Source organism: Clostridium culturomicium, assembly GCF_000821305.1.
GTDB classification, from domain to species: domain Bacteria; phylum Bacillota; class Clostridia; order Clostridiales; family Clostridiaceae; genus Clostridium_J; species Clostridium_J culturomicium.
Map to the genome: position 1 here is coordinate 91,266 of NZ_CCXK01000015.1, position 26,245 is coordinate 117,510.

23 protein-coding genes are annotated in these 26,245 nt (G+C 32.9%); 6 read left to right on the plus strand and 17 right to left on the minus strand.

Annotated features, from left to right (window positions below; all coding sequences use genetic code 11):
- Positions 1-101: 101 nt before the first annotated feature.
- A complete protein-coding gene (locus BN1075_RS07380; protein WP_040192492.1) occupies positions 102-2,936 on the minus strand; it encodes a coiled-coil domain-containing protein in 2,835 nt (944 codons plus the stop codon).
- Positions 2,936-5,203, minus strand: a complete 2,268-nt coding sequence (locus BN1075_RS07385; RefSeq protein WP_052406453.1) for an efflux RND transporter permease subunit — start codon at positions 5,201-5,203, stop codon at positions 2,936-2,938. The genes BN1075_RS07380 and BN1075_RS07385 overlap by 1 nt, the downstream gene beginning before the upstream one ends.
- Positions 5,204-5,361: 158 nt before the next feature.
- Between BN1075_RS07385 and BN1075_RS07390 the strand changes: the two genes are divergently transcribed.
- Positions 5,362-5,910 (plus strand): TetR/AcrR family transcriptional regulator, encoded by a 549-nt coding sequence (locus BN1075_RS07390; protein ID WP_040192493.1) that lies wholly within the window; start codon positions 5,362-5,364, stop codon positions 5,908-5,910.
- Between the two features lie 37 nt (positions 5,911-5,947).
- Here BN1075_RS07390 and BN1075_RS07395 read toward each other — a convergent pair whose 3' ends face one another.
- From BN1075_RS07395 to BN1075_RS21540, 4 genes are all read right to left on the minus strand, one after another.
- A complete protein-coding gene (locus BN1075_RS07395) occupies positions 5,948-6,199 on the minus strand; it encodes a hypothetical protein (RefSeq protein WP_040192494.1) in 252 nt (83 codons plus the stop codon).
- A gap of 27 nt (positions 6,200-6,226) precedes the next feature.
- A complete protein-coding gene (locus BN1075_RS20695) occupies positions 6,227-7,555 on the minus strand; it encodes a glycoside hydrolase family 2 protein (RefSeq protein WP_052406454.1) in 1,329 nt (442 codons plus the stop codon).
- Between the two features lie 78 nt (positions 7,556-7,633).
- A complete protein-coding gene (locus tag BN1075_RS20700) occupies positions 7,634-8,056 on the minus strand; it encodes a sugar-binding domain-containing protein (RefSeq protein WP_081911522.1) in 423 nt (140 codons plus the stop codon).
- Positions 8,057-8,069: 13 nt separating this feature from the next.
- A complete protein-coding gene (locus tag BN1075_RS21540; protein ID WP_156132774.1) occupies positions 8,070-8,228 on the minus strand; it encodes a hypothetical protein in 159 nt (52 codons plus the stop codon).
- Positions 8,229-8,518: 290 nt separating this feature from the next.
- On the opposite strand from BN1075_RS21540, the gene BN1075_RS07405 reads away from it, so the two are divergent.
- The 3 genes from BN1075_RS07405 to BN1075_RS07415 are packed head-to-tail and all read left to right on the plus strand — an operon-like array spanning position 8,519 to position 11,201.
- On the plus strand, positions 8,519-8,917 hold the full coding sequence (locus tag BN1075_RS07405; protein WP_040192495.1) for a hypothetical protein: 399 nt from the start codon (positions 8,519-8,521) through the stop codon (positions 8,915-8,917).
- Positions 8,918-8,923: 6 nt separating this feature from the next.
- A complete protein-coding gene (locus BN1075_RS07410) occupies positions 8,924-10,519 on the plus strand; it encodes an ABC transporter permease (RefSeq protein ID WP_040192497.1) in 1,596 nt (531 codons plus the stop codon).
- A gap of 10 nt (positions 10,520-10,529) precedes the next feature.
- On the plus strand, positions 10,530-11,201 hold the full coding sequence (locus tag BN1075_RS07415; RefSeq protein ID WP_040192498.1) for an ABC transporter ATP-binding protein: 672 nt from the start codon (positions 10,530-10,532) through the stop codon (positions 11,199-11,201).
- 199 nt (positions 11,202-11,400) lie between these two features.
- On the opposite strand, the gene BN1075_RS07420 is transcribed toward BN1075_RS07415, so the two are convergent.
- From BN1075_RS07420 to BN1075_RS07440, 5 genes are all read right to left on the minus strand, one after another.
- Positions 11,401-11,649 (minus strand): hypothetical protein, encoded by a 249-nt coding sequence (locus BN1075_RS07420; RefSeq protein WP_040192499.1) that lies wholly within the window; start codon positions 11,647-11,649, stop codon positions 11,401-11,403.
- Positions 11,650-12,158: 509 nt separating this feature from the next.
- Positions 12,159-13,214, minus strand: a complete 1,056-nt coding sequence (locus tag BN1075_RS07425) for an ABC transporter substrate-binding protein (RefSeq protein WP_040192500.1) — start codon at positions 13,212-13,214, stop codon at positions 12,159-12,161.
- 94 nt (positions 13,215-13,308) lie between these two features.
- The gene (locus BN1075_RS07430) at positions 13,309-14,613 is read right to left on the minus strand and encodes a DEAD/DEAH box helicase (protein ID WP_040192501.1); all 1,305 of its coding nucleotides are present in this window, start codon (positions 14,611-14,613) and stop codon (positions 13,309-13,311) included.
- A gap of 485 nt (positions 14,614-15,098) precedes the next feature.
- Positions 15,099-16,124, minus strand: coding sequence for a sugar kinase (locus tag BN1075_RS07435; protein ID WP_040192502.1), 1,026 nt, complete (start codon positions 16,122-16,124; stop codon positions 15,099-15,101).
- Between the two features lie 71 nt (positions 16,125-16,195).
- Positions 16,196-17,158: a bifunctional 4-hydroxy-2-oxoglutarate aldolase/2-dehydro-3-deoxy-phosphogluconate aldolase gene (locus BN1075_RS07440; protein WP_040192503.1), complete on the minus strand. Its 963-nt coding sequence runs from the start codon at positions 17,156-17,158 to the stop codon at positions 16,196-16,198.
- 318 nt (positions 17,159-17,476) lie between these two features.
- On the opposite strand from BN1075_RS07440, the gene BN1075_RS07445 reads away from it, so the two are divergent.
- Complete coding sequence (locus BN1075_RS07445; RefSeq protein ID WP_404988551.1) at positions 17,477-18,286, plus strand: IclR family transcriptional regulator; 810 nt, start codon at positions 17,477-17,479, stop codon at positions 18,284-18,286.
- Positions 18,287-18,333: 47 nt separating this feature from the next.
- On the opposite strand, the gene BN1075_RS07450 is transcribed toward BN1075_RS07445, so the two are convergent.
- Both BN1075_RS07450 and BN1075_RS07455 read right to left on the minus strand, forming a co-directional pair.
- Positions 18,334-19,713, minus strand: coding sequence for a sensor histidine kinase (locus tag BN1075_RS07450; RefSeq protein WP_040192504.1), 1,380 nt, complete (start codon positions 19,711-19,713; stop codon positions 18,334-18,336).
- A 3-nt stretch (positions 19,714-19,716) separates the two neighbouring features.
- Positions 19,717-20,439 carry a response regulator transcription factor gene (locus BN1075_RS07455; RefSeq protein ID WP_040192505.1) on the minus strand — a complete coding sequence of 241 codons (723 nt, stop codon included), beginning with the start codon at positions 20,437-20,439 and terminating at the stop codon, positions 19,717-19,719.
- A gap of 172 nt (positions 20,440-20,611) precedes the next feature.
- Between BN1075_RS07455 and BN1075_RS07460 the strand changes: the two genes are divergently transcribed.
- Positions 20,612-21,277, plus strand: coding sequence for a hypothetical protein (locus BN1075_RS07460; protein ID WP_040192506.1), 666 nt, complete (start codon positions 20,612-20,614; stop codon positions 21,275-21,277).
- 58 nt (positions 21,278-21,335) lie between these two features.
- On the opposite strand, the gene BN1075_RS07465 is transcribed toward BN1075_RS07460, so the two are convergent.
- The 4 genes from BN1075_RS07465 to BN1075_RS07480 all read right to left on the minus strand — a co-directional run bounded on the left by BN1075_RS07465 (position 21,336) and on the right by BN1075_RS07480 (position 26,042).
- Positions 21,336-23,225: an ABC transporter ATP-binding protein gene (locus BN1075_RS07465; RefSeq protein WP_040192507.1), complete on the minus strand. Its 1,890-nt coding sequence runs from the start codon at positions 23,223-23,225 to the stop codon at positions 21,336-21,338.
- Complete coding sequence (locus tag BN1075_RS07470; RefSeq protein ID WP_040192508.1) at positions 23,209-24,954, minus strand: ABC transporter ATP-binding protein; 1,746 nt, start codon at positions 24,952-24,954, stop codon at positions 23,209-23,211. The genes BN1075_RS07465 and BN1075_RS07470 overlap by 17 nt, the downstream gene beginning before the upstream one ends.
- A 114-nt stretch (positions 24,955-25,068) precedes the next feature.
- Positions 25,069-25,500 carry a MarR family winged helix-turn-helix transcriptional regulator gene (locus BN1075_RS07475; RefSeq protein ID WP_040192509.1) on the minus strand — a complete coding sequence of 144 codons (432 nt, stop codon included), beginning with the start codon at positions 25,498-25,500 and terminating at the stop codon, positions 25,069-25,071.
- Positions 25,501-25,649: 149 nt separating this feature from the next.
- Positions 25,650-26,042, minus strand: a complete 393-nt coding sequence (locus BN1075_RS07480; RefSeq protein ID WP_052406456.1) for a tetratricopeptide repeat protein — start codon at positions 26,040-26,042, stop codon at positions 25,650-25,652.
- Positions 26,043-26,245 lie beyond the last annotated feature (203 nt).

A 26,245-nucleotide genomic window follows, 5' to 3' on the forward strand; every position in this document is an offset into this window, starting at 1 on the left:
TATTTTCTATAATAAGCTTGTGCAAAATTCACCTATTTTAGAAAATTCATATATATCTATTATAAACTCACTTTCCATAATATGAAAGCCATCTTATGTTGTTATTTTTTCTTTTTTATTATAAATAACGCAATGGAAACAGCTGCAAGTAATAAAACCACACCAATAATTGAAAATATATTTGAATCCTCGGCCTTGCTTAAAGCTAAAACTTTACCTCCATTATTTAATTCAAACACCAAGTAGTTTCCATCTTCCTTCGTCTTAATTTCCTTCCATTCTCCATTATTGCTTTCATATAGCTTAACCTTTTTATCGGCTTTATAGTGAAGTTTTATTTTTTCTTCACTCTCCCCTGCAATGTGAATCTGATATAATCCAACCACATTCTTAAATTCACCATTTATATCCTCAATGCTTAATTCTTCTACCTCAATTTCCTGACCTGGATAAAATATTCCTTCAGCAACAAACATAGGTACCTTCTCTTTGGTGGCAAGTACCGTTATAGCATTATGATATTCCCCCATAATTATTTGACTATGCGTAATATTTTCTTTATCAAAGTCATCCCATGTCCAATATTTATCGCCTTTCTTTTCAACAGCAGGAAGACTTTCAATCTTGCCACCATAAGGCACATATTTTACATCCACAACCTCACCATCTGCCACAAATTTAATCTCTAGCTTTTTAAATTCTTCTGGGCAGTTATTCAAAGCTAGAATCTCATCATAAGTCAACGGTATGGCTTCCCCTTCAAAGTTAATTCCATCAATTCCACCAAGTTCTCCCTCAATAAAATAATTAGTTTCAACTTCACCATCAACTTGACCTGCAACAGCTCCAATATAAGCTCCATCTCCATTAACCTGTGAAATGGTTATTGATTCACTTATATTCTTAACCTTACCAGAAATTCCACCTACATAATTTTCACCTTCAATATATCCTGAAGCACTGCATCTTAAGATTACTCCTGCAAAATCCCCTGCAATGCCTCCTGCATAATCCCGATTTGCTTTAACTACTCCAGTATTTATGCTTTCGATGACAGCACCATTTCGCCCCTTACCTACAATACCACCACTATGGTCATATTTAGTAGAGATTGTTCCACTGTTGCTGCATCCATAGATTGTAGCCTTTATATATACCGTTGAATCAGCAAAAATATAATCTATAACTTCCGTATACTCTTCTGATTCTGGATCTAAAATATTTTCCCTTTGCACTGCTCCAACAATTCCACCACTATTATAATCAGCGCTAATCTTACCATTATTTGAGGAATATAATATGCTTCCATCTGCTGCTTCTTCAATAAGCTCCGATAAATCCTTCGTTATATCCTTAGGTCCCTTTGCAATTTTATTTATAGTATTACCTATCTGACTAAAGCCCTCATTAACCTTATCCATATCTGCAGAAAACTGGTTCATTACATCCGGCAAAGTATTAATTAATTCATCAGCTTCATTAATAAGTCCTTCAAAGTCCTTTGATATACCATCCATAGTTTCCTTTGCATTATCAACATCTTCCTGCACTCCCTCTTCTGCTTTAACTATCATGTTATTTAAAGCTGCTTCAATTTTATCAACAGATTCCTTTAATAAACTTAATTCTGGTATATCCTCTAAATGTGGCAGTTCATTAATTAATTGTGTAAAAAGATCCTCTAGTTCTTTAATAACTTCTATACTATCTACAATATTGCCATTACCTAACTTACCTAATGCTTCTTTAATATCATTAATTATTACTTTTATATTATCATTATCTAATTTAAGATTTTTCAAGATTCCTTCGATAACTGCAAGCTCTGCTTTAATTACATTTATATCTTCTCTAATTTCCAAAATCAACTTTGAATTATCAACGGTACCTTTGACGCTATCATCCAGGTTTCCAACTAATTTTTGTGATTGGTTTATTACATCCTTTAGCTGTATTGCCGCATTATTTGAGTTCTTCCCTACATTTGCTGCCAGGTTGTTTAGTGAACCTGTTAATGCATTTATATCCTTCGATAACTCCTCCATATAATTCACTGTATACTCTACTCTATAAGATATATCAAGTTGTCCAACAATGCCTCCAACATCTCTTCTTCCTTCAATATCACCTCTATTGGTAGCACCTTCTATATATCCAGTTAACATCCCAGTGATACCCCCTGTATTATATCCAGTATGTGGATATCCTACATTTCCATCGTTTATACAGTTTTTAATTGAACCATCATTTCTACCTGCTATTCCTCCAGTATTAGTTCCCCATTCATTAGCTTCAATATTGATCTTCCCACTATTATTGCTGCTTTTTATAACACCGAGATTTGTACCAGCAATACCACCAGTTTGATTTTTCCCCTTAACTTTTACTAAAGATGTACTATCTAAGATCTCACCTGTCTTTTCATTAATTCCTGTAATTCCACCTATCTCCGAAGTTCCACTTACAAAGCCTGACACGGTGCAATTATTAATAGTTCCACGGTTAACTGCACAAAGTCCTCCAATATAGCTTTGGTCTCCTTCTGGTGTAAATTTGACCTGTACCTTTAGATTTTCTACAACAGCTCCCTCAGATATAATTCTAAATAATCCTTGATTACTGCTCTTACCTTCATACTCAATTCCTGAGATAGTATATCCATTTCCCTTAAACACCCCTGTAAAAATAGGAATTGGTGTAAAATCAACCTCCGATAAATCTAAATCCTTCTGCAGATTAAAGGTCTTTCCCTTAGAATAGCTGTCTGTCTTGCAATTTTTCGCCAGTTTAATAAAATCTTCCACTGAACTAATTATTATTTCACTTGTCTCGGCCTCTGCAGTCACTGGTAATATTGATGTATTTAGTAAAAATAACATAACTAATATGAATGCTATTGCCCTATTACTTCTATTTCTTCTATTTCTTCTTTTCATTATTCCTCACCTCTTAATAACTTTCTTACTGAAAATCTTGTTTTCTCCATAAACTTATTTCCATAAAGTAAAATCTGAGGTAATGCTGTCATGATTAAAATAACAGAAATTAAAGCTCCTCTTCCTAATGCTAATCCTATAGAACCAATATTGACATCGGTAGTCATATATCCTATTAAAAATCCTGCTGCTATCATAATTGACCCTGAAGTTAAAATTGTTGGGAAACTGTCACTTACAGCTCTTGCTACTGCTTCTTTAACATCCATTTCTTCCTTTAAAGTCTGGAACCTGTTTGTCATTACTATTGCATAGTCAATGGTAGCCCCCATCTGTATAGCTGATACAATTAAATATGCCATGAAAAATAAGTTTTTGTCTGTTAAAACCGGGAATGAGAAGTTTATCCATATACTTCCTTGAATTAAAGCTACCAATAAAAGTGCTGTTCCAAATGATTTAAAAGTGAAAAGAAGTATAACAAATACAAATAGAGCTGTTAAAACTGATATCTTTATATTATCTCCTAAAAAGGATTCCTGAAGCTCTGCCGCACTTGTAATCTCTCCAATAGCAAGAACCTCTTCATCCCCATAATGGGCTTTCGCTATCTCTAAAATATCATTAACTAATTTCTTACTTTCCTTCCCCTCAGTAGGAACAGCAGCTGTAAATACCATTCTTACCATATCATCTCCCTGTAGCTGCACAAGCCCTTCATCTAAAGTTCTCCTTAGCTCATTAATCATTTCCGACTTATCCTCATCCAGCTCCACCATTCCTTGGTCAATTTTTTCAAACATGAATTGAAATATATCAAGAAGTGGTACTGCATAATCCTCTACATCACCAAAAATAGGCTGATACTGTTCATTAGTAAGTCCATATAAAGTGTACATCATATTAATCATCTCTATATCCATGTCCACCAATTCCGCAAACTTCCTTGGCTTATATAAGTCAGTAAGCATTCTGCCATCTTCAATTTCTATAGCACCTAATGCTGTTACTGTTCTTATCTTTTCTAGTTCTTGTACTTCTTTTATTACAGCCTTCTCCTTTTCATAGCTTCCTCTTGGTACAAGTAATGCAATGGCTTCTGTACGTTCAAAGGTGGTGGCAATTTTATTTTGTGCCTTCCTTTTATCTGATTCCCTAATTGCATCAATTGATTTTTCCGCGAAAACATAGTCGCATTTATTAGATACGTAAAAAGCAATAGGTATCACTAAAATAAGACTTATTGCAAAGATTCCCTTTGTTCTAACAAGAAAGCGCCCCCAGCCACTGATGTCTGGCACTAGATTCTTATGCTTCATCTTATCAATCTGTTTATTAAACAGCATGATAAGCCCTGGCATTAATAAAAATACAGTTATAAGGCTGCATAAAATACCCTTAGTCAGAACTATCCCTAAATCATACCCAATTCTAAACTGCATTAAAGTTAAAGCTAAAAGTCCCGATACAGTTGTTAAGCTTGAAGATGAGATCTCAATGATAGATTTAGCTAAGGACTCAATAAGAGCTTCTTTTGCTGTATCACAAACCTCTCTATCTTCTTGATATCTATGACAGAAAATAATTGCATAATCTATGGCTAAAGCTAGTTGAAGAATAATTGCTATAGAGTTAGTTATGGCTGAAATCTCACCTAACAGATAGTTTGTCCCCATATTAAGCACCGCTGCTACTCCAAAAACAATTAAAAATACAACAACTTCAAAATAGCTCTTTGAGGTAAACACTAAAACTCCTATAATAATAAGGATAGCTACAATAAGAATTGTATCCATTTGTCCAGCTATTTCCTTAACCAAATCGTATCCTATAAGAGTATCAATATAATAATCATACTCCTCAACAATTTCACGACACTGATCAAGAGCTGTTTTTATTCGTTCTTCCTGCTCTCCACCATTAAAGGACACCGTAAGTAAAGCTGAAGCTGAATTAAAATGCTCCTTGGTATCATCTAATATAACCATGGAAACTCCATCAACCTGTTCAATTTTCTTTACTAAATCCTCTGCAATATCTAAGGTAACATTAGAAATCATTATCTCCGCACCTGCATAGGTGGTAAATTCCTTCTCCATGATTTGTAATCCACGACGAGTTTGAGTCTCTGGTGGTAAAAATGAGGTTAAATCGCTATTAACCTGTACCTTTCCCACAGACATAGCACAATACACTACTGCTGCTATAAATAACAGATAAATAATATTTCTTTTTTCAACTATAAAAGTTGATACTTTCTTCATCATTTACTACTTCCCCTTTGATATATGAAATTAATAGACACTAGTTGTTTTAATGTATAAAATTAATATATAATAGATATATGTTATTGCCTATCATCACTATTTGAATATAGTTGTATAAACAACCTTTTTATAAAATCGTCGAAAAAGTGAGGAAAACAATGGATTTAAGAATAGAAAAAACTAAAACAAATATTGTAAATGCATTTATACTTATTCGTAAAACAAAACCCTTAGAAAAAATCACCATAAAAGAGTTATGTGAGCTAGCTAAAATTAATAAATCCACCTTTTACTGTCACTATACTGACATCTTCGACTTAGCTGACACCATTGAAACTGATTTTGTTAATTCAGTAATTTTAAAGTTGTCCACTCCTGAAGATATCCTTGAGAATACAGAAGCCTTTGCCTTTGAACTTTTTGATGCCATGTCAGAGAGGGAAGAACTTCTACATATTCTCTTTGGCAGCAACAAATTTGAAACCTTTGCTGAAAAACTTGAAATTAGAATTAAAGAATTAGTATTTGCAAAATATCCAATGTACAAAGATGATCCCGTAAAAAATGTGCAAATGACCTTCTGCATACAAGGCGCAAATATTACTTTTTTAAAAAGCAGACAATATGGCGATGAAGTAGTTATCCCAACCATTGTAGAAATGGTAGCTACAATTTCAAACCTCTTTTATGAAAGCGAAAAAATATAATAAAGGTTATCTATCTCAACGAGATAGATAACCTTTGTTATTTCTTTATCCTCTTAATGAAACGTCCTATAATACTTTCTTTCTCCGCTGTTTTTGTAGTTGATGTATTTTTCGGATACTGTTGAAGCATTCTGTTCATATCTTCAAGATTTAAATCCTTAAACATCCCTTTTATATGACCTGATAGCTCCACTACAGTTTTATTTTTAACCACCTTTACCATAGGACTATTAACCTTGTCTCCAAATATTTTTGCAATTTCAGCCTTAGCTTCTTCATTGGAAAGCACCTCACCCAGGGTATCGTTTATACTTAACTATTCTGGATTAATCTCCAATCCCTCTACTCCACCTTTTTCATGCCAGCTTATAACATTACCTTTAAACTCATATGACGAATCCTCGTCCTCTTGTCTAATAATAACTATCTCATCTGTAGTAACTCTACCACCTATAATAGAAATTATATTTTTCCCCATTTTCAATGGAATATCATTCCACTTAAGAATATGTCCTGTTCTTTTTCCGAAGTCCACTCCATTAACAAGAAGCTCTCCACAGCCTGTGTTTGTATATGCTTTTACTAATATATTCGCATCACTTCTAACCTTCCATCTCCTTGAACAAAGATGTATAAATAGCTCATTACTCCACATTGCCTTATAGTAATAGAAGGTATCCTTTTTCTCTTTTCTATCATGGGATACCAGTCCTTTATGGTTTATCCCAGAAACACCGCCTTCTTCCCTTCCATTAGAAGCAAAATCAAACATATTCCATACAAAACTACCACCAACCCATGGTGATTCCATCATTATTTCATAATTTTTCTCATGATATACCCCTTGATACTCCTCTGAATAATCACCTTGCTGTGGTGTCTTAGAATGGTATTTCATCAACCCATCTGCACCATACTCTGAAATTACTAAAGGTTTGCCTGGATATACTTCATGGAAATCCTTTGCCCAAGTTCTGAAATCTTCACACTCTCCAACATACCATCCATAATATAAGTTATATCCTTGTACATCTGTAATTTCATTTAATGGATTCTTTATATTAAGAGCCATGAACTGTGCAGAATACGTTAATCTTGACGGATCCAGTGTCTTTGCAATGTCATTTAGTTCCTTAACCTGTGAAGTAATTTCATCACTTTCACCACCCATGGTAATTTCGTTTTGTACTCCCCATAAGCAAATTGATGGATGGTTCCAGTTTTGTAAAATCAGTTCTCGAAGCTGGCTCTTTGCATTATCAAATGCTGCTGAATCTTCATTTAACATAGAAATGAAAGGAATTTCGGCGCACACTAATATTCCATCCTCATCACATAGATCATAGAAGAAGGAGTCATGCTGATAATGAGCTAAACGAACAGAGTTTGCACCAATTTCTTTTATTATTTCAAAATCTTCTCTCATATCCTCTTTTGAAATAGCCCCTCCCTTATTCTTTCTATCTTGATGACGTGCAACTCCATTAAGTCTTATCTTTTCACCATTCAAAATAAAGTTCCCAGCCTTATCCACAGTCAACTCTCTAATTACAAAGCTATCTTGAACCTCATCCACGACTTGTCCATCTTTATTTACAAGGATTGCTGTTATGTTATATAAATTCCCTTTTCTTTTAATTTCCAAAGAATGGGGCTTTCTATCTGTAAATCAACTTCAACATTTCTTGATTTAATCTCTCTTGAAACCCTAATAACTTCTTTTTTAGGATTTTCTATAACAAGCTTGTAATTCACCACAGCTAATGTTTTCAAGCTTACAAAAGACCTTCACCTCTGCTTTATGTCCTTTTGGTATGGCAGTAACAAATACTCCATTGCTACCCATTTCATTTAATTGAAAGTGCTCTTTTGAAACAGCTATAAGTCTTACACTTCTATATATGCCACCAAAGAAAGTAAAATCAGCTGTATCTGGATAAGTCCGCTTATCTTTTTTATCATTTGAAACCTTAACTACAACTTTATTTTCTTCCCTCAAATTTACATAATTAGTTATATTAAAACGGAATCTCGAATATCCCCCTAAGTGATTTCCTACATACTGTCCATTTACAAACACTTCTGTAATAGCATTTGCAGCATCAAATTCTATATATATTTCTTTACCATCCCATTCTTCCGGTATAACTAAGAATTTTTCATATGTACCTCCCCCCCCTTAAATAATCTTCTCCACCGTCTTGTCCATCAAGATTATTCCATGTGTGTGGAATATCAACCTTTACCCAATCTGTTGCTGTTTCAAATTTAAATTGCCAAGTTTTATCCAATGAAATTATACTACGCATGTTTTCCATAATTTAATCCTCTCCTTTGATATTTGAAATTAATAGACACTAGTTGTTTTAGTATATAAAACTAATATATAATAGATGCATAACATTGCCTATCATCACTATTGGAATATGGTTGGATAAGCGACACTTTCGTATAATTGTCTAATGAATATGAAAACATAATAGATTTTTTTAATTAACTTAAAGACTTTAGTATCTTGCTAAAGTCTTTCTTTATTTTAAGGTTCATTAAAGTTTTCTTTATTAAAATAAATCTATAACAAAAATTTCTTATAAAAAGGAGACAAGCTATGAAAAAGAAAAAACATCCCATTCCTATTATTTTATTTATCCTAGCCGCCATTATTGTTATTTTGGGAATTGTACAACTTGCATTATACATTTCTCCACAGCTTACCATGCTTGAAGAAGCCGCAGCTCAAGGTGCTACAGCAGAACAAATTTCTGAATACTATTGGCAACAGCTTATTCCACAGATTGTAACCTATATTATCACTTCTTTAGGAATTGCAGCCTTACTATTTTCTTCAGGAGTTATTTATCAAAAACTATCTCAATTATTAAACTCAGCTTTTAATTTTTTTTCTGAAAGACTACTGCCTAAAGATGAAATTATTACTGAAAATAAAAAGGAAATATCAGATGACTTTTTTAATGAGTTTGAAATATCCGAAGAAGAAAGGAAGTAACTATAAATGTATATATTAGAGAATGCATTAAAGAATCTAATCCGTAATAAAGGTAGAAATATACTTATTGGTGCTATTATTTTTGCTATTATTACAACTACTGTAGTGTCATTAATTATTAATAATACCGCATCAGCTGTTATTGAGGATTATAAAGAAAGATTTTCTTCTAAAGTTTCCATTACTCCTGATATGCAGAAAGTTATGCAAGAAGCACAGCAAAATCCAGCTGATGGTAAAGTTATGATGAAGAGACCTGAGATATCCTCTGAGTTATACCTTCAATTTACTGATTCAGAATATCTTAAAGAAAGTATAGCAACAGGGTCTATTGGTGCAAATTCTAATTCCATTACTGCCATAGATCAGGATGAAGAAAATACCACTGAAGATACACCCTCAAATGGTCCTTCTAATTTTAGAGGTAATGAAATATCCATGAGAATCGGCGGAAATTCAAACTTTAAATTATACGGAGATTACTGGCAAGATTTCAAAGATGGATTAAGAAGTGTTGAAAATGGAAAAATACCTGAAAATGATAATGAATGTATTATCAGCACCGCCCTTAGCGATGCGAATAATATTTCTGTTGGTGATACCCTTACTTTTACTTCTAATGTATCTATTGACGTTCCAGATGACATAGATACAAGCACTTTAGCTGATGGAGATACCATAACCTTAAATAATGAAAATTATAAAGTAGCTCTTTCTGAAATGGGAACTGTAACTTTAAGTAGAGAAGTAACCTATGAGCTTAAGGTTGTAGGAACTTATGCTGACCTTACTGATGAATACAGCAATGAAAATATGCCTACATCTGCTGCTTTAAACAGACGTAATGAAGTTCTTACTACTCTTAATACATTACTTTCTACAAGAAACACTGATGAATCTGGTGTACAGGTAGATGTAACATATTATTTAAGCAGCCCTGAATATTTAACACAATTTGAAGCTGAAGTTAGATCAAAAGGTCTTCCTGATACCTTTACTGTAACTACAGATACTACTTCTTATAACAGAATTGTAAAGCCTGTTTTAGGATTAAAAAACATATCTCTTACTTTCATGCTTGTAGTTATCATTTTAGGCTCTATAATTTTAGTTCTTCTTTCATCTATATCAATAAGAGAACGTAAATATGAAATTGGTGTACTTCGTGCAATGGGTATGAAGAAATCAAAGGTTGCTTTAGGTTTATGGAGTGAAACACTTATTATAACTTGCATCTGTCTTATAATAGGTTTAGGTGTCGGAGCTGGCGTATCCCAGCCTATTTCAGACAAACTTCTTAGTAATCAAGTTGAAGCTGCTCAAAATACTGAACAACAAGGTAGCAGCCAGTTTGGAGGACATGTTATCAGTGAACAAAGACCTAACGGCAGTACTACACCATCCATGGGTGGTAGTATGTTTTTTAGTGGCATAAATCAATCTAACGCACAACCTCTTTCAGAGATGAAAATAACACTTGATTTCTATACAGTTCTTGAGATTATCGTAATTTCAATCCTGCTAGCCTCCATTGCTGGTTTAGTTTCACTAAGCAGAATTACAAAGTATGAACCAATTAAGATTTTGATGGAAAGGAATTGAGGATAGGATTATGAATTTATTAACTTTTAAAAATGTTACTTATAAATATGAAGGAACTAAAAAGGATGTTCTAAAAGAAGTAAGCGCAAACTTCGAGCCTGGTAAGGTATATACTATTGTAGGAAAATCTGGCTCTGGTAAATCTACTTTACTCTCTTTAATGTCAGGTCTTGATGTATGTACAACTGGTGAAATACTGTATGAAGATAATAACCTAAAAAAAGTGGACCGTGATGAATATAGAGCTAAAAACATCGGTGTTATATTTCAAAGCTTTAACCTGCTTACCAACGCAACTGCAGTAGAAAATATAGTGTTATCAATGAATATAAGTGGCAGTAAAGTACCAGATAAAAAAAGCTTTGCTTATAACCTCCTTGAAAAAGTAGGTATTGATAAGGAAACTGCAGACCGCAAAATTTTAAAGCTATCTGGTGGTGAACAACAGCGTGTTGGTATTGCAAGAGCCTTGTCTCACAATCCTAATATTATCATTGCTGATGAACCTACCGGTAACCTTGATGAATCAACTGAAAAAGAAGTTCTAAAAATCTTTTCTTCCCTTGCCCATGATGATGGCAAATGTGTGATTATTGTTACACACTCTAAAGAGGTAACTCTAATTGCTGATGTTATCCTAGTAATGAATAACGGTAAAATTATGCCTGTTAAAAGAAAATAACCAATATACTGTGATTATATAAATTATAAGGTAAAAGGCCTGCAAAGTATGAACCCATCATTTGCAGGCCTTTTAAATTACAAATATTTTGTGTATCAAATGATAGTTTATCCTTATCCATTGATAATATCTTCATTAATATGAATCTTAGTATTTTTAGGAAGTTTAATGTACTACACTAAAAACTAATTATAACCTATCAAAACCAGTAATCTTTCATCTTCCCCAAAAATGTTTTAGTAATTGGATAGTCAGAACTCTCTCCTATTACAGAATCCATACCGCAATATGGGCACACTGCTGTGCTATCCCCATCATCTATCCACTCCTCAATCTCTTCTGGATTAAATATACTCAAGCAATAAAAACATCCACATACTTCATCCTGCTCAAGCTGGCCTTTATTATTTGATGAATATTCATGTGCTTTAATATGTTCATTTGCCATAAAAACTCCTCCTATAACCTTAATTTACAACACATATTTCATAATTTTTATTCTTTAATTATCTATACTATATTCAATATGTATGTATATTGACTCATGTTTTACATAAATATCTTTCAATAACATTTTATATCTTACTATTTAATTAAATTAACTTATTAAATTATTAAATTCCAAAAAGCTTAGTACTTTATGAAATACTAAGTCTTTAAACTTATTTAAATTTATTTATATAACAATTCAAATAGGAATATTTTCATATAAAGCGCATAGATATAAAGAAAACGGACAAGCAATCTATCTTTTAAAATACAAGAGAGAATAAGGAGTGTAACATTATGAGTATAGAAATATTAAAAGAGTATATTGATTATTGTAAAGAAAACAGTTTAAATCCAACCTTCGAAGGCTTAAAAGAATGGAAAAGACTTTAAAACTAAATATATCATATAAAATAAAAAGAAGATATGTAATTAATTTACTCATCTTCTTTTTACTATTCACCTGTTTTAGTCATTAGATTTTATTTGTATCCATGCATCATCATAAATTTTCTTTACATCACTTGGGAAGTCCACATAGAACTCACATCTCTTCATAATCTCTTCTGGCATATATGCATTAGGATTATTTCTAACTTCCTCTGGCTGCATCATTCTAGCTTCCTTATTTGGTGTTGTATAACCAATCTCATCAGCAATTCTTAAAGCTGCTTCCTTATCACTTACAAAATTGATGAACTTTTCAGCTCCCTCAAGATTCTTAGCATTCTTAGGAATACATAAGCTGTCTATCCAAAAGTTAGCGCCTTCTTCAGGTACAACATAAACCAAGTTTGGATATTCATCCTGAAGATTTAATCCCTCACCAGACCATATCATGTTAATATCTGATTCTCCTGCTGGAATCATAGTTGTTCCATTATCTACACCGTAGATTGGATTAACTAATTTTCTTTGTTCCAATAAAAGCTGCTTTGCCGCTTCAATTTCTTCTGGTTTTTGTGTGTTTAATGAATATCCCAGTTTTTTCAATGCTGCTCCCATAGTATCTCTGTATGTATCGAACATAAAGATTTTATTCTTATAGTTTTCATTCCATAGTATATCCCAACTATTTACTTCTTCCTTAACTACATCTTTATTGTATACAAGTCCCACATTTCCAAACATATAAGGCACTGAATACTTATTGCCTGGGTCTATTTCTAAATCTAAATATGCATCATCCATTTGAATTAAATTAGGAATGTTTTCTTTATTTATCTCTTGAAGTAAACCATCCTTAATCATTCTTGGCATTAATGCATCTGAAACTAATATAACATCGTAATTAACTCCACCAGCACTAATCTTTTGATACATAGTTTCCATATCATCAAAGGTTTCCATTATAACCTTTAATCCTGTTTCCTTCTCAAATTCTTTTAAAGTTTCTTCATCTATATTTTCTCCATAGTTAAGGAAACTTACCTGCTTTGAAGGATCCTTACTGCAGCCTGTAAATAACGCTCCCATTATTACTAAACAAACTGTTAAACTAAATAATTTAAATATTCTTTTCATACTACGCTTCCTTTCATTTATTATTTAGTATCTGTAGATTCTTTTGGATTATATCACTATTTTAAATACATGTCTAACTAAATAATATTCATTATTAATAAATATTATTTACACTCTTAGCTTTACCGCTATTAAATTTGCTATTTTTATTTCTCGATCCTTGAGTCTTACCTTTACCATAATATTTTCTTTTTGAGTTTTTATTACTACTATTTTTCTGTTTGTCAGCTTGTTTTAAAGATTTTTCAGCTATTATACTTTCTTTTATTTCAAATTCTTCTTGTCCAAGGATTGGTATTGCTTTACCTATAAGTTTTTCAATCCTTCTAAACATGCCTAATTCTTCTGAATCGCATAAAGTAATTGCAACACCATCTCTTCCCGCTCTTCCTGTACGCCCTATTCGATGTACATAAGTCTCTGGAACATCTGGTAAATCATAATTTATAACATGAGATAACTCATCTACATCTATCCCTCTCGCTGCAATATCCGTAGCAACTAAAACTCTTAAACTATCCTTTTTAAAATTTTTTAAAGCTAGTTGTCTTTGGTTTTGACTCTTATTTCCATGGATGGCAGTTGCATCAATTCCTACATTATTAAGATCTTTTGCTATCTTATTAGCTCCATGTTTAGTTCTTGAAAATACTATAACTGACTTTATAGTTTCATCCCTTAATAGATTTACTAACATTGACTTTTTATCTTTCTTTGCAACCATGTAAGCGCCTTGTGATATTACTTCTACTGTAGAAGAAACAGCTTCTACCTCTACCTTAACTTTGTTTTTTAAAATAGAATTTACTAGCTTTGTTACTTCCTTTGGCATAGTAGCTGAGAATAATAAGTTTTGTCTTTCCTTAGGTAATTTTGCTATTATTCTCTTTACATCGTGTATCATTCCCATATCAAGCATACGATCTGCTTCATCAAGTACAAAATACTTAACATTCTTCAAGTCCACATAGCCTTGGTTTTGTAAATCTAAAAGTCTACCTGGTGTTGAAATTAAAACATCTACTCCTGCAGTTAATTTTCTAACTTGTGAACTTTGGTTTACTCCCCCAAAGATAACTGTATTTTTAATATTTAAATGCTTTGAATAAGTAGTAAAATTTTCACCTATTTGAATTGCTAATTCTCTAGTAGGTGCTACTATTAAGGTTTGGATACTTCTACGTCTATCGTTATTCTTTTTACTTTTAACCATGTTTTGTAATACAGGTATAGAAAATGCTGCTGTTTTACCCGTTCCTGTTTGTGCACATCCTAAAATATCTCTTTCCTCTAATATTCGTGGTATTGATTTTTCCTGTATTGGAGTTGGTTTTTCATATCCAGCCTCTTCCACTGCTTTTAATATTGGTTCAATTATATTTAAATCTTTAAATAACATTATTTCTCCTTTGTAATTAAATTTTTTTATTATACTCTATTACCTCTGTTCATCTAATAATGTAACTTATTATTAAAACAAAAAGGAACACATAATAAATGCAAGTCACTAACATAAGCATTTACATAGCGTTCCTTATTACTATAATTATATATTATTTCTACAATAAGTCCATTCTTTTTTTACTGGAATATTGCAAGTTGTTAATTCACGTATAATTTTCACTCTCTTTTATGTTGTAAAAAAGTAATGCAGCTACAATGTAACTGCATTACTATATATCTGATAGATATGCCTTTATAAGAAACTCTGCTTATTTAAAAGCTGAGCTTTCTTTTTAAAGGAAACTCCTTCTCACATACTTTCGAATGAGTAAGTTCGCCTATACCAAATCATAGATTTGGAGGCTTACTTAAGGAAACTCGGTCTCACAAACAGTCGACCGAGTAAGTTCCACTAGCTAAATCAAAGATTTAGAGTGTCACTTATCTTTGTACTCTTCCTGAACCGTCTCCGCCAGCTAATTTAGAAACTTCGTCAACTGATACTAGGTTGAAGTCTCCCTCTACAGAGTGCTTTAAGCATGAAGCTGCAACTGCGAACTCTATAGTAGCTTGAGAATCTAATCCGTTTAATGATGCACAGATTAATCCGCCACCGAAGCTGTCTCCGCCACCTACTCTGTCAACGATGTGCATTTTGTACTTCTTGCTGAAGAAGTAGTCGCTTCCATCGAATAGCATAGCAGACCAGTTGTTGTCGTTAGCAGAGATAGACTCTCTTAAAGTGATAGCAACTTTGCTAAATCCGAATCTGTCAGCTAATTGCTTAGCAACATCTTTGTATCCTTCATGGTTAACTGTTCCAGTTGTTACGTCTGTGTTTGCAGCGTGGATTCCGAATACGTCTGCAGCATCTTCTTCGTTTGCTATACATACGTCAACGTATTTACATAATTCTCCCATAACCTCGCCAGCTTTAGCTTTTGACCATAATTTATTTCTGTAGTTAAGGTCGCAAGATATTGTAACACCAGCTTCTTTAGCAGCTTTACAAGCTTCTAAACATATAGCAGCAACTTCGTCATTTAATGCTGGAGTTATTCCTGTGAAGTGGAACCACTCAACTCCGTTGAATATTTCTTTCCAGTTGAAGTCAGCTGAAGTAGCTGTAGCTATTGAAGAACCTGCTCTGTCATATATAACTTTTGAAGGTCTTTGAGAAGCACCTTTCTCTAAGAAGTATATACCAACTCTGTCTCCACCTCTAGCGATGTTTGTAGTGTCAACTCCAAATTTTCTTAAAGAGTTTACAGCTGCTTGACCTATTTCATGCTTAGGAAGTTTTGTAACAAAGCTAGCATCAAAACCGTAGTTTGCTAAAGATACAGCAACGTTAGCTTCTCCTCCACCGTAAGTAGCTCCGAATTTATCTGCTTGCACGAATCTGTAGTATCCTTCTGGTGCAAGTCTTAACATTATTTCTCCAAATGTAACAACTTTTTTAGCCATTTTGAAAATCTCCTTTGTTATATATATTTTAATTTATTATTAAACAATCTCTTTAAGATTATTATGTTATCTTATTTTTGAACTAAGTGTATAGCGAATCCACCAATTTCATTCTTGAAGAATACAGCTTTTAAGTTACCTTTTGCATCGTACTTAACTGTGTTCATATCAAACTCATATCCTTGAGTCTCTAAGTAAGCTACTGCTCTCTCAATGTAGTTTGTAGCTACTGCTATATGTCCATTTGTTCCAAGGTAAGGTAATTTAGTTATTTCTATTCCTTTACCTGCAAAGTAAGAGCTGTTTCCTTCTTTCTTAGTGAAGCCAAACATGTTTTCGAACATCATTGCAAAACTGCAAGCTTCTTCAGATGTTTTACCGTTAATTCCAACGTGAGCAACTTCGAAACCTAACATAGATTGTACGGCTTCTTTAGTTAATTCTCTTATTTTACCGAACTCTCCAGCCGCAACTAGGTCGCCTTTAACCATCCAGCTTCCACCACATGCTATTATTTTATTGAAGTCAAGGTATGATTTTAAGTTAGCAGGTCCAATTCCACCTGTAGGCATGAATTTCATCTTTGTATATGGCGCAGCCATAGCTTTTATCATATTTATTCCGCCTGCTGGTTCAGCTGGGAAGAATTTAACTACTTCTAATCCTAATTCGATAGCTTGCTCGATATCACTTGGATTAGTAACACCCGGAGTTATTGGAATCCCCTTTTCAACACAGTACTTAACTATTTTAGGGTTTAATCCTGGGCTAACGATGAATTTAGCTCCTGCAGCAACTGCTCTGTCAACTTGCTCAGTTGTTAATACAGTTCCAGCTCCAACTAACATTTCTGGATATTTCTCTGACATTATACGAATAGATTCTTCAGCAGCCTCTGTACGAAATGTTACCTCTGCACATGGAAGTCCACCTTCACAAAGTGCTTGCGCTAATGGTGCAGCATCTTTTGCGTTATTTAAAACAACAACTGGTACTATACCTAATTTTTGAATCTTATTTAAAACTTCATTCATAATCTTATCCTCCAATTAAAAGCTTTTCAGTTTCATATTGCGAAACCGTGTTTCAAAATGCGATACTCTACAATATTGAATTATACAGAAAATTAACTCATTGTCAAGGTAATAAAAGTAAATCTCCTCCCTATTTTCAACATGAATTTTTTAAGCTTCAACTCCCAGATAGCATTATGTCTGATCCAAGAAAAGTGTACGATTACAAATAGATATTTTTTTAATTTGATAATTAAAATTTAAGATGTTAAAATATAAAATAAGTCTTTAATTTTCGAATGCGATACTACAAATTTATAGAAATTGGAGGCCTTACTTTTGAAAGAAAATCTTGAAACAATGAATGAGAATACTGAAGCAGACTCTAAAAATCCTATTCAAGTTGTAGATAGAGTTTTTCAAGTTATGGAAACCATGTCTAAGACTGGTCCAATTGGCTTAGTGGAGTTAAGCAATCTGCTTAACTTACATAAAAGCACCACTCATAGACTTTTAAATTCTCTTGCATACATGAACTATGTAAAACAAGATGATGAAACTGGAAAATATGCCTTAAGTCTAAAACTACTTGAGGTAGCAAACCGTAACCTTAACCATACCGACATTCTTAAACTAGCTCATCCATATTTAAAGAAATTATCTCTTCAAACTGGCGAAACTATTCACTTAGTTCAAAGAGATGGTACTGAGGCAGTTTATATTGATAAGGTTGAGTCTTACGTTAACTCAGTAAGAATGGTCTCTAAAGTTGGAAGTCGTATACCTCTTTACTGCTCGGGGGTTGGTAAAGCAATGCTTGCCTGCATGAGCAATGAAGAAGTAAAAAAAATCTGGGACAGCAGTGACATACAACAGCTTACTCCTTATACAATTACCACTCTTGAAGACCTTTACGAAAGATTAGATATAATTAGAACAACAGGCTATGCTCTGGATGATGAAGAAAACGAAGAAGGCGTTCGCTGTATTGCTGCGTGTATTCCTGATTATAAAGGCAAGGTACGTCACGCCTTTAGTCTATCAGCGCCAATAGCAAGAATGAGTGATGAAAGAATTCAGGAATTAATTCCACATGTGTTAGACCTTAAAGCTGAGCTTTCAAAAGAATTCGGATGCTGTGAACGTTAAAAAGAGGGACTATATACCGATACAGGTTTATAGTCCTTTTTATTATTCTACAATAAAATACTTACTTTAAGCCCTTCACCGGCTTGAGATACTGCCTCTATTTGCCCTCCATGAACCTTTACTATATCATGGGCTATAGCCATCCCCAATCCTGAACCCTCAGTTTTATTCCTTGTATTTGTTCCCCTATAATATCTTTTGAAAATATGATTAAGTTCCTCTTCCGATACGCCTTTACCATTATCCTCTATTGATATACTGATTTTTTCCCCATATATCTGTTGTATATTTATATTAACCTTAACTTGCGTGTCATTGTGTACAAAGGCATTTATGATAATATTGATAAATGCTCTCTTAATTAATTGTTCATCAACCTCTGTTATTATCTCTTCAGAAGAATATGTAAAATTAATGTTACTCTCGTTGTATTTTTCATCGTTTATGATATCAATAACCACATGACGTATTAAAGATACAATATTCACGTTCTTTTTATTTAATACTATTGTGTTGCTTTTCAGCCTTGTTGATAAATTTAATTCTTCAACTAAAGTTTTAATATATTCGCCTTTACTGATAATTTTCAAGCAGTACTTTTCTCTTACTTCGTCCATCAATTCATATTCAGTGTCTGACATTATTTCAGCATTTCCTATAATTGAAGTTAATGGTGTCTTTATATCGTGAGAAATATTAGAGATCCACTCTTCCTTTAACTCCTCAAGCTTTTCTCTTTCCTTTTCATTTTCCTCAAGTCTATCTGATAAATCATTGATACACTCTTCAACCTTAAAATAAATCCCCTTGGATGACTTATCCTTTGAGTAATTACCTTGTGCTAAATTCATAATCTTATCAACTATGCTATTAATAGGCTTAGTAATCTTCAAGGTGTATAGGAATCCAATTATAGTAATCAAAATTAAATTAAGAATAATTAGAATAGGAAATTTATGAGCCTTATCAATAAGCTCTGCGTCATAAGTATAGCTGACACGTTTTATTTTTTCAGGATTAAAAAACAATAAATAAGTATATATTTGACCATTAATTTCTTTCTCATCTAAAAATAAGGTTTCTTCATCACTATCATATACATTAATTAAGTCTACATTAGAATATTGTGATGGAGCTTTCTTAGGTTTATTTTTTTGAAAAACCTCACTATTATTATCATTTAAAATTTGAAGCCCAATGTTACTCTCCTCAAGAAACTCTATTCCTGACGGTGATATTTCTATACCTCCAGCTTCATTTAAGGATATGTAATCCCTAAAGCTTGAAATGATCTCTTCTGGATGATAGTTATATAATGCTCCTTCTTTATAAATTGAGCTCCCCATAAACGCAATATTAATAATAAATATTGCTAGACAAGCTCCAATGAATGAAAAGGAATAATGAAGCATAAGTTTCAATCTCATCTTCTACTCTCCCTTCATCACAAACTTATACCCTAAGCCGATGACTGTTGTTATATACTTTGGCTTTGAAGGATTATCCTCAAGCTTCATTCGTAGCTTTCTAACATGAACTGTAATAGTATTGTCGTATCCAAAAAAGTCCTCTCCCCATACCTCATTACAAATCATTTCTTTGCTGATGATTCTATTGGGATTATTAATAAAATACATTAACAGCTTTAATTCCTTTGCCGTTAACTCTACTATTTCTCCACCTTTAGTTACTTCACCAGTCTCTTCATTTATTGAAACATTTCCTATAGTTATAACTCTTTTTGACTTAATCTGATTATTAACTCCAGTGCTGTCAATGGCCTTTAATCTTACCTTCAATCTAAAGGCTACCTCCTTTGCACTAAAAGGCTTAGTTATGTAATCATCTGCCCCTAACGCAAATCCCAGAAGCCTGTCTACTTCTTCTGACTTCGCTGAAATAAACAAAATAGGTACCTGACTAGTCTTTCTGATATGATTAAAAACCTCATAACCAGTCATATCTGGAAGCATTATATCCAAAAGCACAATATCAGGATTCCCACTGCTAAACATCCTTATTCCTTCAGTTCCACAACTTGCAACGGAGATATTTTTAAAACCTTCTCTTTCTAATACCGTCTCTAATATTTCAGTAATATCCTGCTCATCATCTATTATTAAAACCTTATATTTATCAAAAGTATTACTCATATAAATCATCCTTTTTTATTTTGATTATAGCATACACCTTCTGACTAATATCTATGTGCTATCGGAATTAAGATGGATTTAAGATTGTGTTTATTTGGAGTAAATATTATTGCCTTAAAATAAAAATATAAGAAATTTTTAAATCAAAAATACTTAAATAAGGAGAATTATTATGCAAGCAATAATGGAACCAATTTTTCACGTAGTTTATTTAACTACAGTTATTACATTAGGAATTAAAATGCTAACAAAATCTAAAGATAATGAGTACTTTAAATTATTTGGAGCTATGTCAGTGATCTTAGGATTAGGTGATTCATTCCATCTTATACCAAGAATTTATGCCCTTTTAACTACAGGACTTGAAAACCATGCACCAGCCCTTGGTTTTGGTAAATTTGTTACTTCGATAACTATGACTATTTTCTATTTAATCCTTTATAAAATCTGGAAGAAAAGATTTGATATTAAGGATTCAAAAAAACTAGACTTAACAATGTATGTATTAGCAGCAGTAAGAATTATACTTTGCTTCTTCCCTCAAAATGATTGGTTTGTAAACAACCCACCAGTAAGCTGGGGAATTTACAGAAACATACCATTTGCAATCATGGGAATCATCATGATTTATCTTTTATATAGCTACGGTGCTAAAAACAAGGATAGAGATTACAAAAACCTCGGTATAGCAGTAACCTTATCCTTTGGATTCTACTTACCTGTTGTACTTTGGGCATCTGAAAACTTCTTTGTTGGAATGCTAATGATACCAAAGACTTTAGCTTACGTTTGGGTAGTTTTAATTGGCTATAAAGAATTTAAACAAGCTATAAAATAATAATTTCAAAAGCCTACAATCTATAACATATGATTGTAGGCTTTTTATATAAAATTATTTATTCTAACTCAAAAGCACCGGTGTATAACTGATAATACTTACCCATTTCCTTAATAAGAGATTCATGGCTTCCTCTTTCAATTATCCTACCTTGCTCTAGTACCATGATAGCATTTGAGTTCTTAATTGTAGATAATCTATGAGCTATTACAAATACAGTTCTTCCATGCATTAACCCATCCATACCAGCTTGTACTATAGACTCTGTTCTTGTATCTATACTTGAAGTTGCTTCGTCTAGTATCATAACTGGTGGATCTGCAACGGCTGCTCTAGCTATAGATATAAGCTGTCTTTGACCTTGTGATAGGCCTTCACCACTACCGTCAATCATGGTATCATACCCATTTGGAAGCATTGATATAAATCCGTGAGCATTGGCTGTTTTAGCTGCCTCAATACACTCTTCATCAGTGGCATCTAATCTTCCGTATCTTATATTCTCTATGACTGTTCCTGTAAACAGGTTAGTATCTTGAAGAACTATTCCTAGTGAACGTCTTAAGTCATCCTTTTTAATTTTATTAATATTAATTCCATCAAATCTGATTTTTCCATCAGCTATGTCATAGAATCTATTTATTAGATTGGTTATTGTTGTTTTACCTGCTCCCGTAGCTCCAACGAAGGCAAGTTTTTGACCTGGCTCTGCATATAATGTTACATCATGAAGTACTATCTTATCTTCATTGTATCCAAAATCCACATCAAAGAAACGAACATCTCCTGTAAGCTTTGTATAAGTTAATGTACCATCTCCATGAGGGTGCTTCCAAGCCCATATCCCCGTATGCTCTGGTGTTTCAACTAGCTCCTCACCTTCATACTTAGCATTAACAAGGGTAACATATCCTTCATCTGTCTCAACCTTCTCATCCATCAAGTTAAATATTCTCTCTGCTCCTGCAAGAGCCATAACAATAGAGTTAAATTGCTGTGAAACCTGATTTATAGGCATAGTAAAGCTCTTAGTTAACTGTAAGAAGGCTGCAATACCACCTAGCGTAAGTCCTCCTACTCCGTTAATTGCAAGAACTCCTCCTACCATAGCTATTAAAACATACTGTAAGTGGCCTAAATTACCCATAATAGGCATCATAATGTTGGCAAATTTATTAGCCTCTGTGGAATTTTTGCAAAGTTCCTCATTAAGCTTATTAAAATCAGCCTTAGCCTTTTCTTCGTGACAGAACACCTTAACAACCTTCTGCCCATGAATCATCTCTTCTATATATCCATTCAAAGAACCAATAGATTTTTGCTGTTTAATGAAATACTTAGCACTATTACCACCTATTTTCTTCGCTACCTGAAGCATTAAAGCAATAAATATAACTACAAAAACTGTTAAATAAATACTTGTATAAACCATGGCACAGAATACTGATACTATGGTAATTACAGATGAGAACACCTGTGGAATACTCTGTGCAAGTACTTGTCTTAAAGTATCTGTATCGTTAGTATAGTGACTCATGATATCTCCATGAGTATTAGTATCAAAGTACTTTATCGGAAGCTTCTGCATATGAGCAAACATGTCGTCTCTGATTTGCTTTAATATACCTTGAGATACAGTAACCATCAATCTACCATAAGTAAAGGTTGAAATTACTCCTATAAGATATATTCCTCCCATCATAAGAATAGCCTTCAATAACTCTGTAAATACTGGACTTGATTCTAGTAATAATGGTGTGATGTAATTATCTATAAGCACCTGTAGGAACATGGAACCTGCTACCCCTACAAGGGCACTTATTATAATACATATAATAACAATCCCCACCTGTATTTTATAATTCTTTAAATAGGATAAAAGTCTGGTAAGTGTACTTTTACTTACCTTTGGACGTTTGTGAGGTCCCTTTTTAACAGCATTCTGCATAATCCTTCTTACCTCCCTTCACTTGAGAATTGTAGACCTCTTGGTAAATTTTATTTGAAGCAAGAAGCTCCTCATGATTTCCAACTGCTACAATTCTTCCTTCATCGAGTACGATGATTTTATCTGCATCCTCAATAGATGAAATTCTTTGAGCAATTATAATTTTAGTTGTATTGGGAATTTCTTCCTTAAACGCTTTTCTAATTAACGCATCTGTCTTTGTATCAACAGCACTTGTTGAGTCATCTAAGATTAATATCTTTGGCTTTTTAAGAAGAGCTCTAGCTATACATAGACGCTGTTTCTGACCACCTGAAACGTTAGATCCACCCTGCTCAATATGAGTATCGTAGCCATCATTGAAAGCTGAAACGAAATCATGAGCTTGTGCTAACTTACAAACACGGATAAGTTCCTCATCAGTAGCTTCCTCACATCCCCATCTTAGGTTTTCTTTAATTGTTCCTGAGAATAAGATGTTCTTTTGAAGCACCATGGCAACTTCATTTCTAAGAGTTTCTAAGTCATAATTCCTTACATCTACTCCACCTACAGTAACTTGTCCATCTGTAACATCGTAAAGTCTAGGTATAAGCTGTACAAAGCTTGTCTTAGAACTTCCTGTACCTCCAATAATCCCAATGGTCTCACCAGATTTGATCTCTATATCAACATCCATAAGACACAGCTTGTTCATATCTTTCGTATAGCTGAAGTTAACACCTTTGAACGAAATATCTCCATTTTTAACTTCCATAATTGGAGAATCTCCATTTTTGATATCTTCTTCCTCATCTAAAATTTCCACAATTCTCTCTGCAGAAGCACGAGAAATTATAATCATAACCACTACCATAGAAAGCATCATTAAGCTCATTAAAATCTGCATTGCATATGTAATAAAGCTCATAAGCTCTCCTGTAGTCATAGAAGACCCGACTATTAATCTAGCTCCAAACCAAGAAATAAGCACCATACAAGTATACATAGTGAACTGCATTAATGGTGCATTAATTGCAATCAGCTTCTCTGCCTTAACAAAGTCATCATAAATACTTTTAGAAACCTTTTTGAATTTTTCTTCTTCAAAATCTTCTCTTACAAAAGACTTAACCACTCTGATACCATGAAGGTTCTCTTGAACTACATTATTTAAATGGTCATAAGTCTTAAATACTCTCTCCATGATGGGGTGAGCATATCTAATAATTAAAAGCAACCCAATTGCAAGAACTGGTATAGCACAAAGGAAGATTACCGCTAGCTTCGAACTTACTCTAAATGACATAAATAAAGCAAATATAAGCATAACTGGTCCTCTAACCGCCACACGTATAATCATCTGATAAGCATTCTGTACATTAGTAACATCTGTAGTTAAACGAGTTACAATACTTGCCGTTGAAAATTTATCTATATTAGAAAAAGAAAATTTTTGTACATTATAGTACATATCCTTTCTTAAATTCTTAGCAAATCCTGCCGATGCCCTAGCTGCATGTCTACCTGAAAGCGCTCCAAATAATAGCGACATACCACATGATAAAATAAGTACCATTCCAATTTTTAAAATATAAGCCGAATTTCCTGCATCAACCCCTAAATCAATAAGGCTTGCCATAAGTAGTGGAATAATAACTTCCATTACAACTTCTAACACCATAAACATAGGTGCTAATAATGAATCTCTTTTATACTGTCTTATAGATTCTGATAATTTCTTTAACATAATGTCCTCCTCACAATTAATGATGTATATAGATGTTAGCCTACTAATTGTTAGCACGGTAACTGTAAGCACACTAACAATATATTTATAATAAAATAATTTGATACTATTCCTCTATAAATTTTTCTTTATTTTATCTATGAGAATAAAAAATGTTTCAAGCTCCTCTTCAGTAAGTCCCTTTACCACCTGGCCCTCAATACTCTCAATTTCTTCACCTACTAATTTATGAACCTTAATAGCTTTCTCTGTAAGCTCCAACTTCTTTAAACGTGCATCATACTCAACTGATTTGCGCACAATAAGTTCGTTCTTTTCCATAAGCTGTAATATATTGGTCGCAGTAGATCTTCTTATTGAGAACTCTTCTTCAACATCCTTCTGGAAGATTTCTTTATTTTGATTATTATAAATAAAAGCAATAATCCAGCTATGAATACCTGTAAAACCTTCACCAAATTTTTTATAAAACATATTATCAAGTTTACGCTTAATTAAATTGGAAACAGTTCTACACTCTCTTCCCACGTGCCTTTGATTATCCATACTATTTCTCCTTAATAATGTTAGTACACTAACATTCTATTCTTTTATAAAAAAAATGTCAATAAAAAAATTTTTTATTATATCCTTTAAAACTACCTTAAATTCATTTACAAATACTATTGTACAACAAAAATTAATGAGGATTAAAATTAATCAATCCTCATTAATTTCCAAGCCTTATTTTTATCATAATCAGTACATAACTCATTATTTCCACCCTCATCATAATCTAAACCATAATCTATATCGCTTAAATCATATTTGTAGGCAAAATCACTAATCCTTTCTAAATTTTTTCTTGATGGAATAAATGCAGAATCTATTGCATATGCTGCGCTATAATGCTTATGAGCTAACTCTAACTCTCTCTTACACTCATACAATATTCCAAACGTGTTGTAAATCTCTGGTGCACAATCATTTATCTCTACTGCATGCAATAAAGCCTTTTTAGCTGATTCATAATTTCTAGACTTTATTTCTTTAATCGCCTTATTTATATATTTCCTTAACTCATCCTCACTCTTTCTGATACTAAACATAACCTCACCCTCCATATGTTTATCTTTAAGTTAATTCTATCAACCCTTAAATAAACATAGTGTTAAGATAATAAGAATTACATAAATATAATGTTAAGAATTTAGACATAAATAAAAAAACGTAGACCTTCACTACATTTCTTCCTTTAAGCTAACTTTTTAAAGTGAGCTTTATAATGTTATCATCTTCTATAATGAATATT

Bases quoted from the DNA above. Each gene is read 5' to 3' on its own strand.
- BN1075_RS07430 (WP_040192501.1), bottom strand. From the start codon at position 14,613: ATGTTATTTAAAGATTTAAATATAATTGAACCAATATTAAAAGCAGTG.
- BN1075_RS07420 (WP_040192499.1), bottom strand. From the start codon at position 11,649: ATGGCAAATGAACATATTAAAGCACATGAATATTCATCAAATAATAAA.
- BN1075_RS07460 (WP_040192506.1), top strand. From the start codon at position 20,612: ATGCAAGCAATAATGGAACCAATTTTTCACGTAGTTTATTTAACTACA.
- BN1075_RS07440 (WP_040192503.1), bottom strand. From the start codon at position 17,158: ATGAATGAAGTTTTAAATAAGATTCAAAAATTAGGTATAGTACCAGTT.
- BN1075_RS07470 (WP_040192508.1), bottom strand. From the start codon at position 24,954: ATGTTAAAGAAATTATCAGAATCTATAAGACAGTATAAAAGAGATTCA.
- BN1075_RS07465 (WP_040192507.1), bottom strand. From the start codon at position 23,225: ATGCAGAATGCTGTTAAAAAGGGACCTCACAAACGTCCAAAGGTAAGT.
- BN1075_RS07385 (WP_052406453.1), bottom strand. From the start codon at position 5,203: ATGATGAAGAAAGTATCAACTTTTATAGTTGAAAAAAGAAATATTATT.
- BN1075_RS21540 (WP_156132774.1), bottom strand. From the start codon at position 8,228: ATGGAAAACATGCGTAGTATAATTTCATTGGATAAAACTTGGCAATTT.
- BN1075_RS07415 (WP_040192498.1), top strand. From the start codon at position 10,530: ATGAATTTATTAACTTTTAAAAATGTTACTTATAAATATGAAGGAACT.
- BN1075_RS07425 (WP_040192500.1), bottom strand. From the start codon at position 13,214: ATGAAAAGAATATTTAAATTATTTAGTTTAACAGTTTGTTTAGTAATA.
- BN1075_RS07435 (WP_040192502.1), bottom strand. From the start codon at position 16,124: ATGGCTAAAAAAGTTGTTACATTTGGAGAAATAATGTTAAGACTTGCA.
- BN1075_RS07450 (WP_040192504.1), bottom strand. From the start codon at position 19,713: ATGAGATTGAAACTTATGCTTCATTATTCCTTTTCATTCATTGGAGCT.
- BN1075_RS07410 (WP_040192497.1), top strand. From the start codon at position 8,924: ATGTATATATTAGAGAATGCATTAAAGAATCTAATCCGTAATAAAGGT.
- BN1075_RS07390 (WP_040192493.1), top strand. From the start codon at position 5,362: ATGGATTTAAGAATAGAAAAAACTAAAACAAATATTGTAAATGCATTT.
- BN1075_RS07475 (WP_040192509.1), bottom strand. From the start codon at position 25,500: ATGGATAATCAAAGGCACGTGGGAAGAGAGTGTAGAACTGTTTCCAAT.
- BN1075_RS07405 (WP_040192495.1), top strand. From the start codon at position 8,519: ATGAAAAAGAAAAAACATCCCATTCCTATTATTTTATTTATCCTAGCC.
- BN1075_RS07455 (WP_040192505.1), bottom strand. From the start codon at position 20,439: ATGAGTAATACTTTTGATAAATATAAGGTTTTAATAATAGATGATGAG.
- BN1075_RS07480 (WP_052406456.1), bottom strand. From the start codon at position 26,042: ATGTTTAGTATCAGAAAGAGTGAGGATGAGTTAAGGAAATATATAAAT.
- BN1075_RS07380 (WP_040192492.1), bottom strand. From the start codon at position 2,936: ATGAAAAGAAGAAATAGAAGAAATAGAAGTAATAGGGCAATAGCATTC.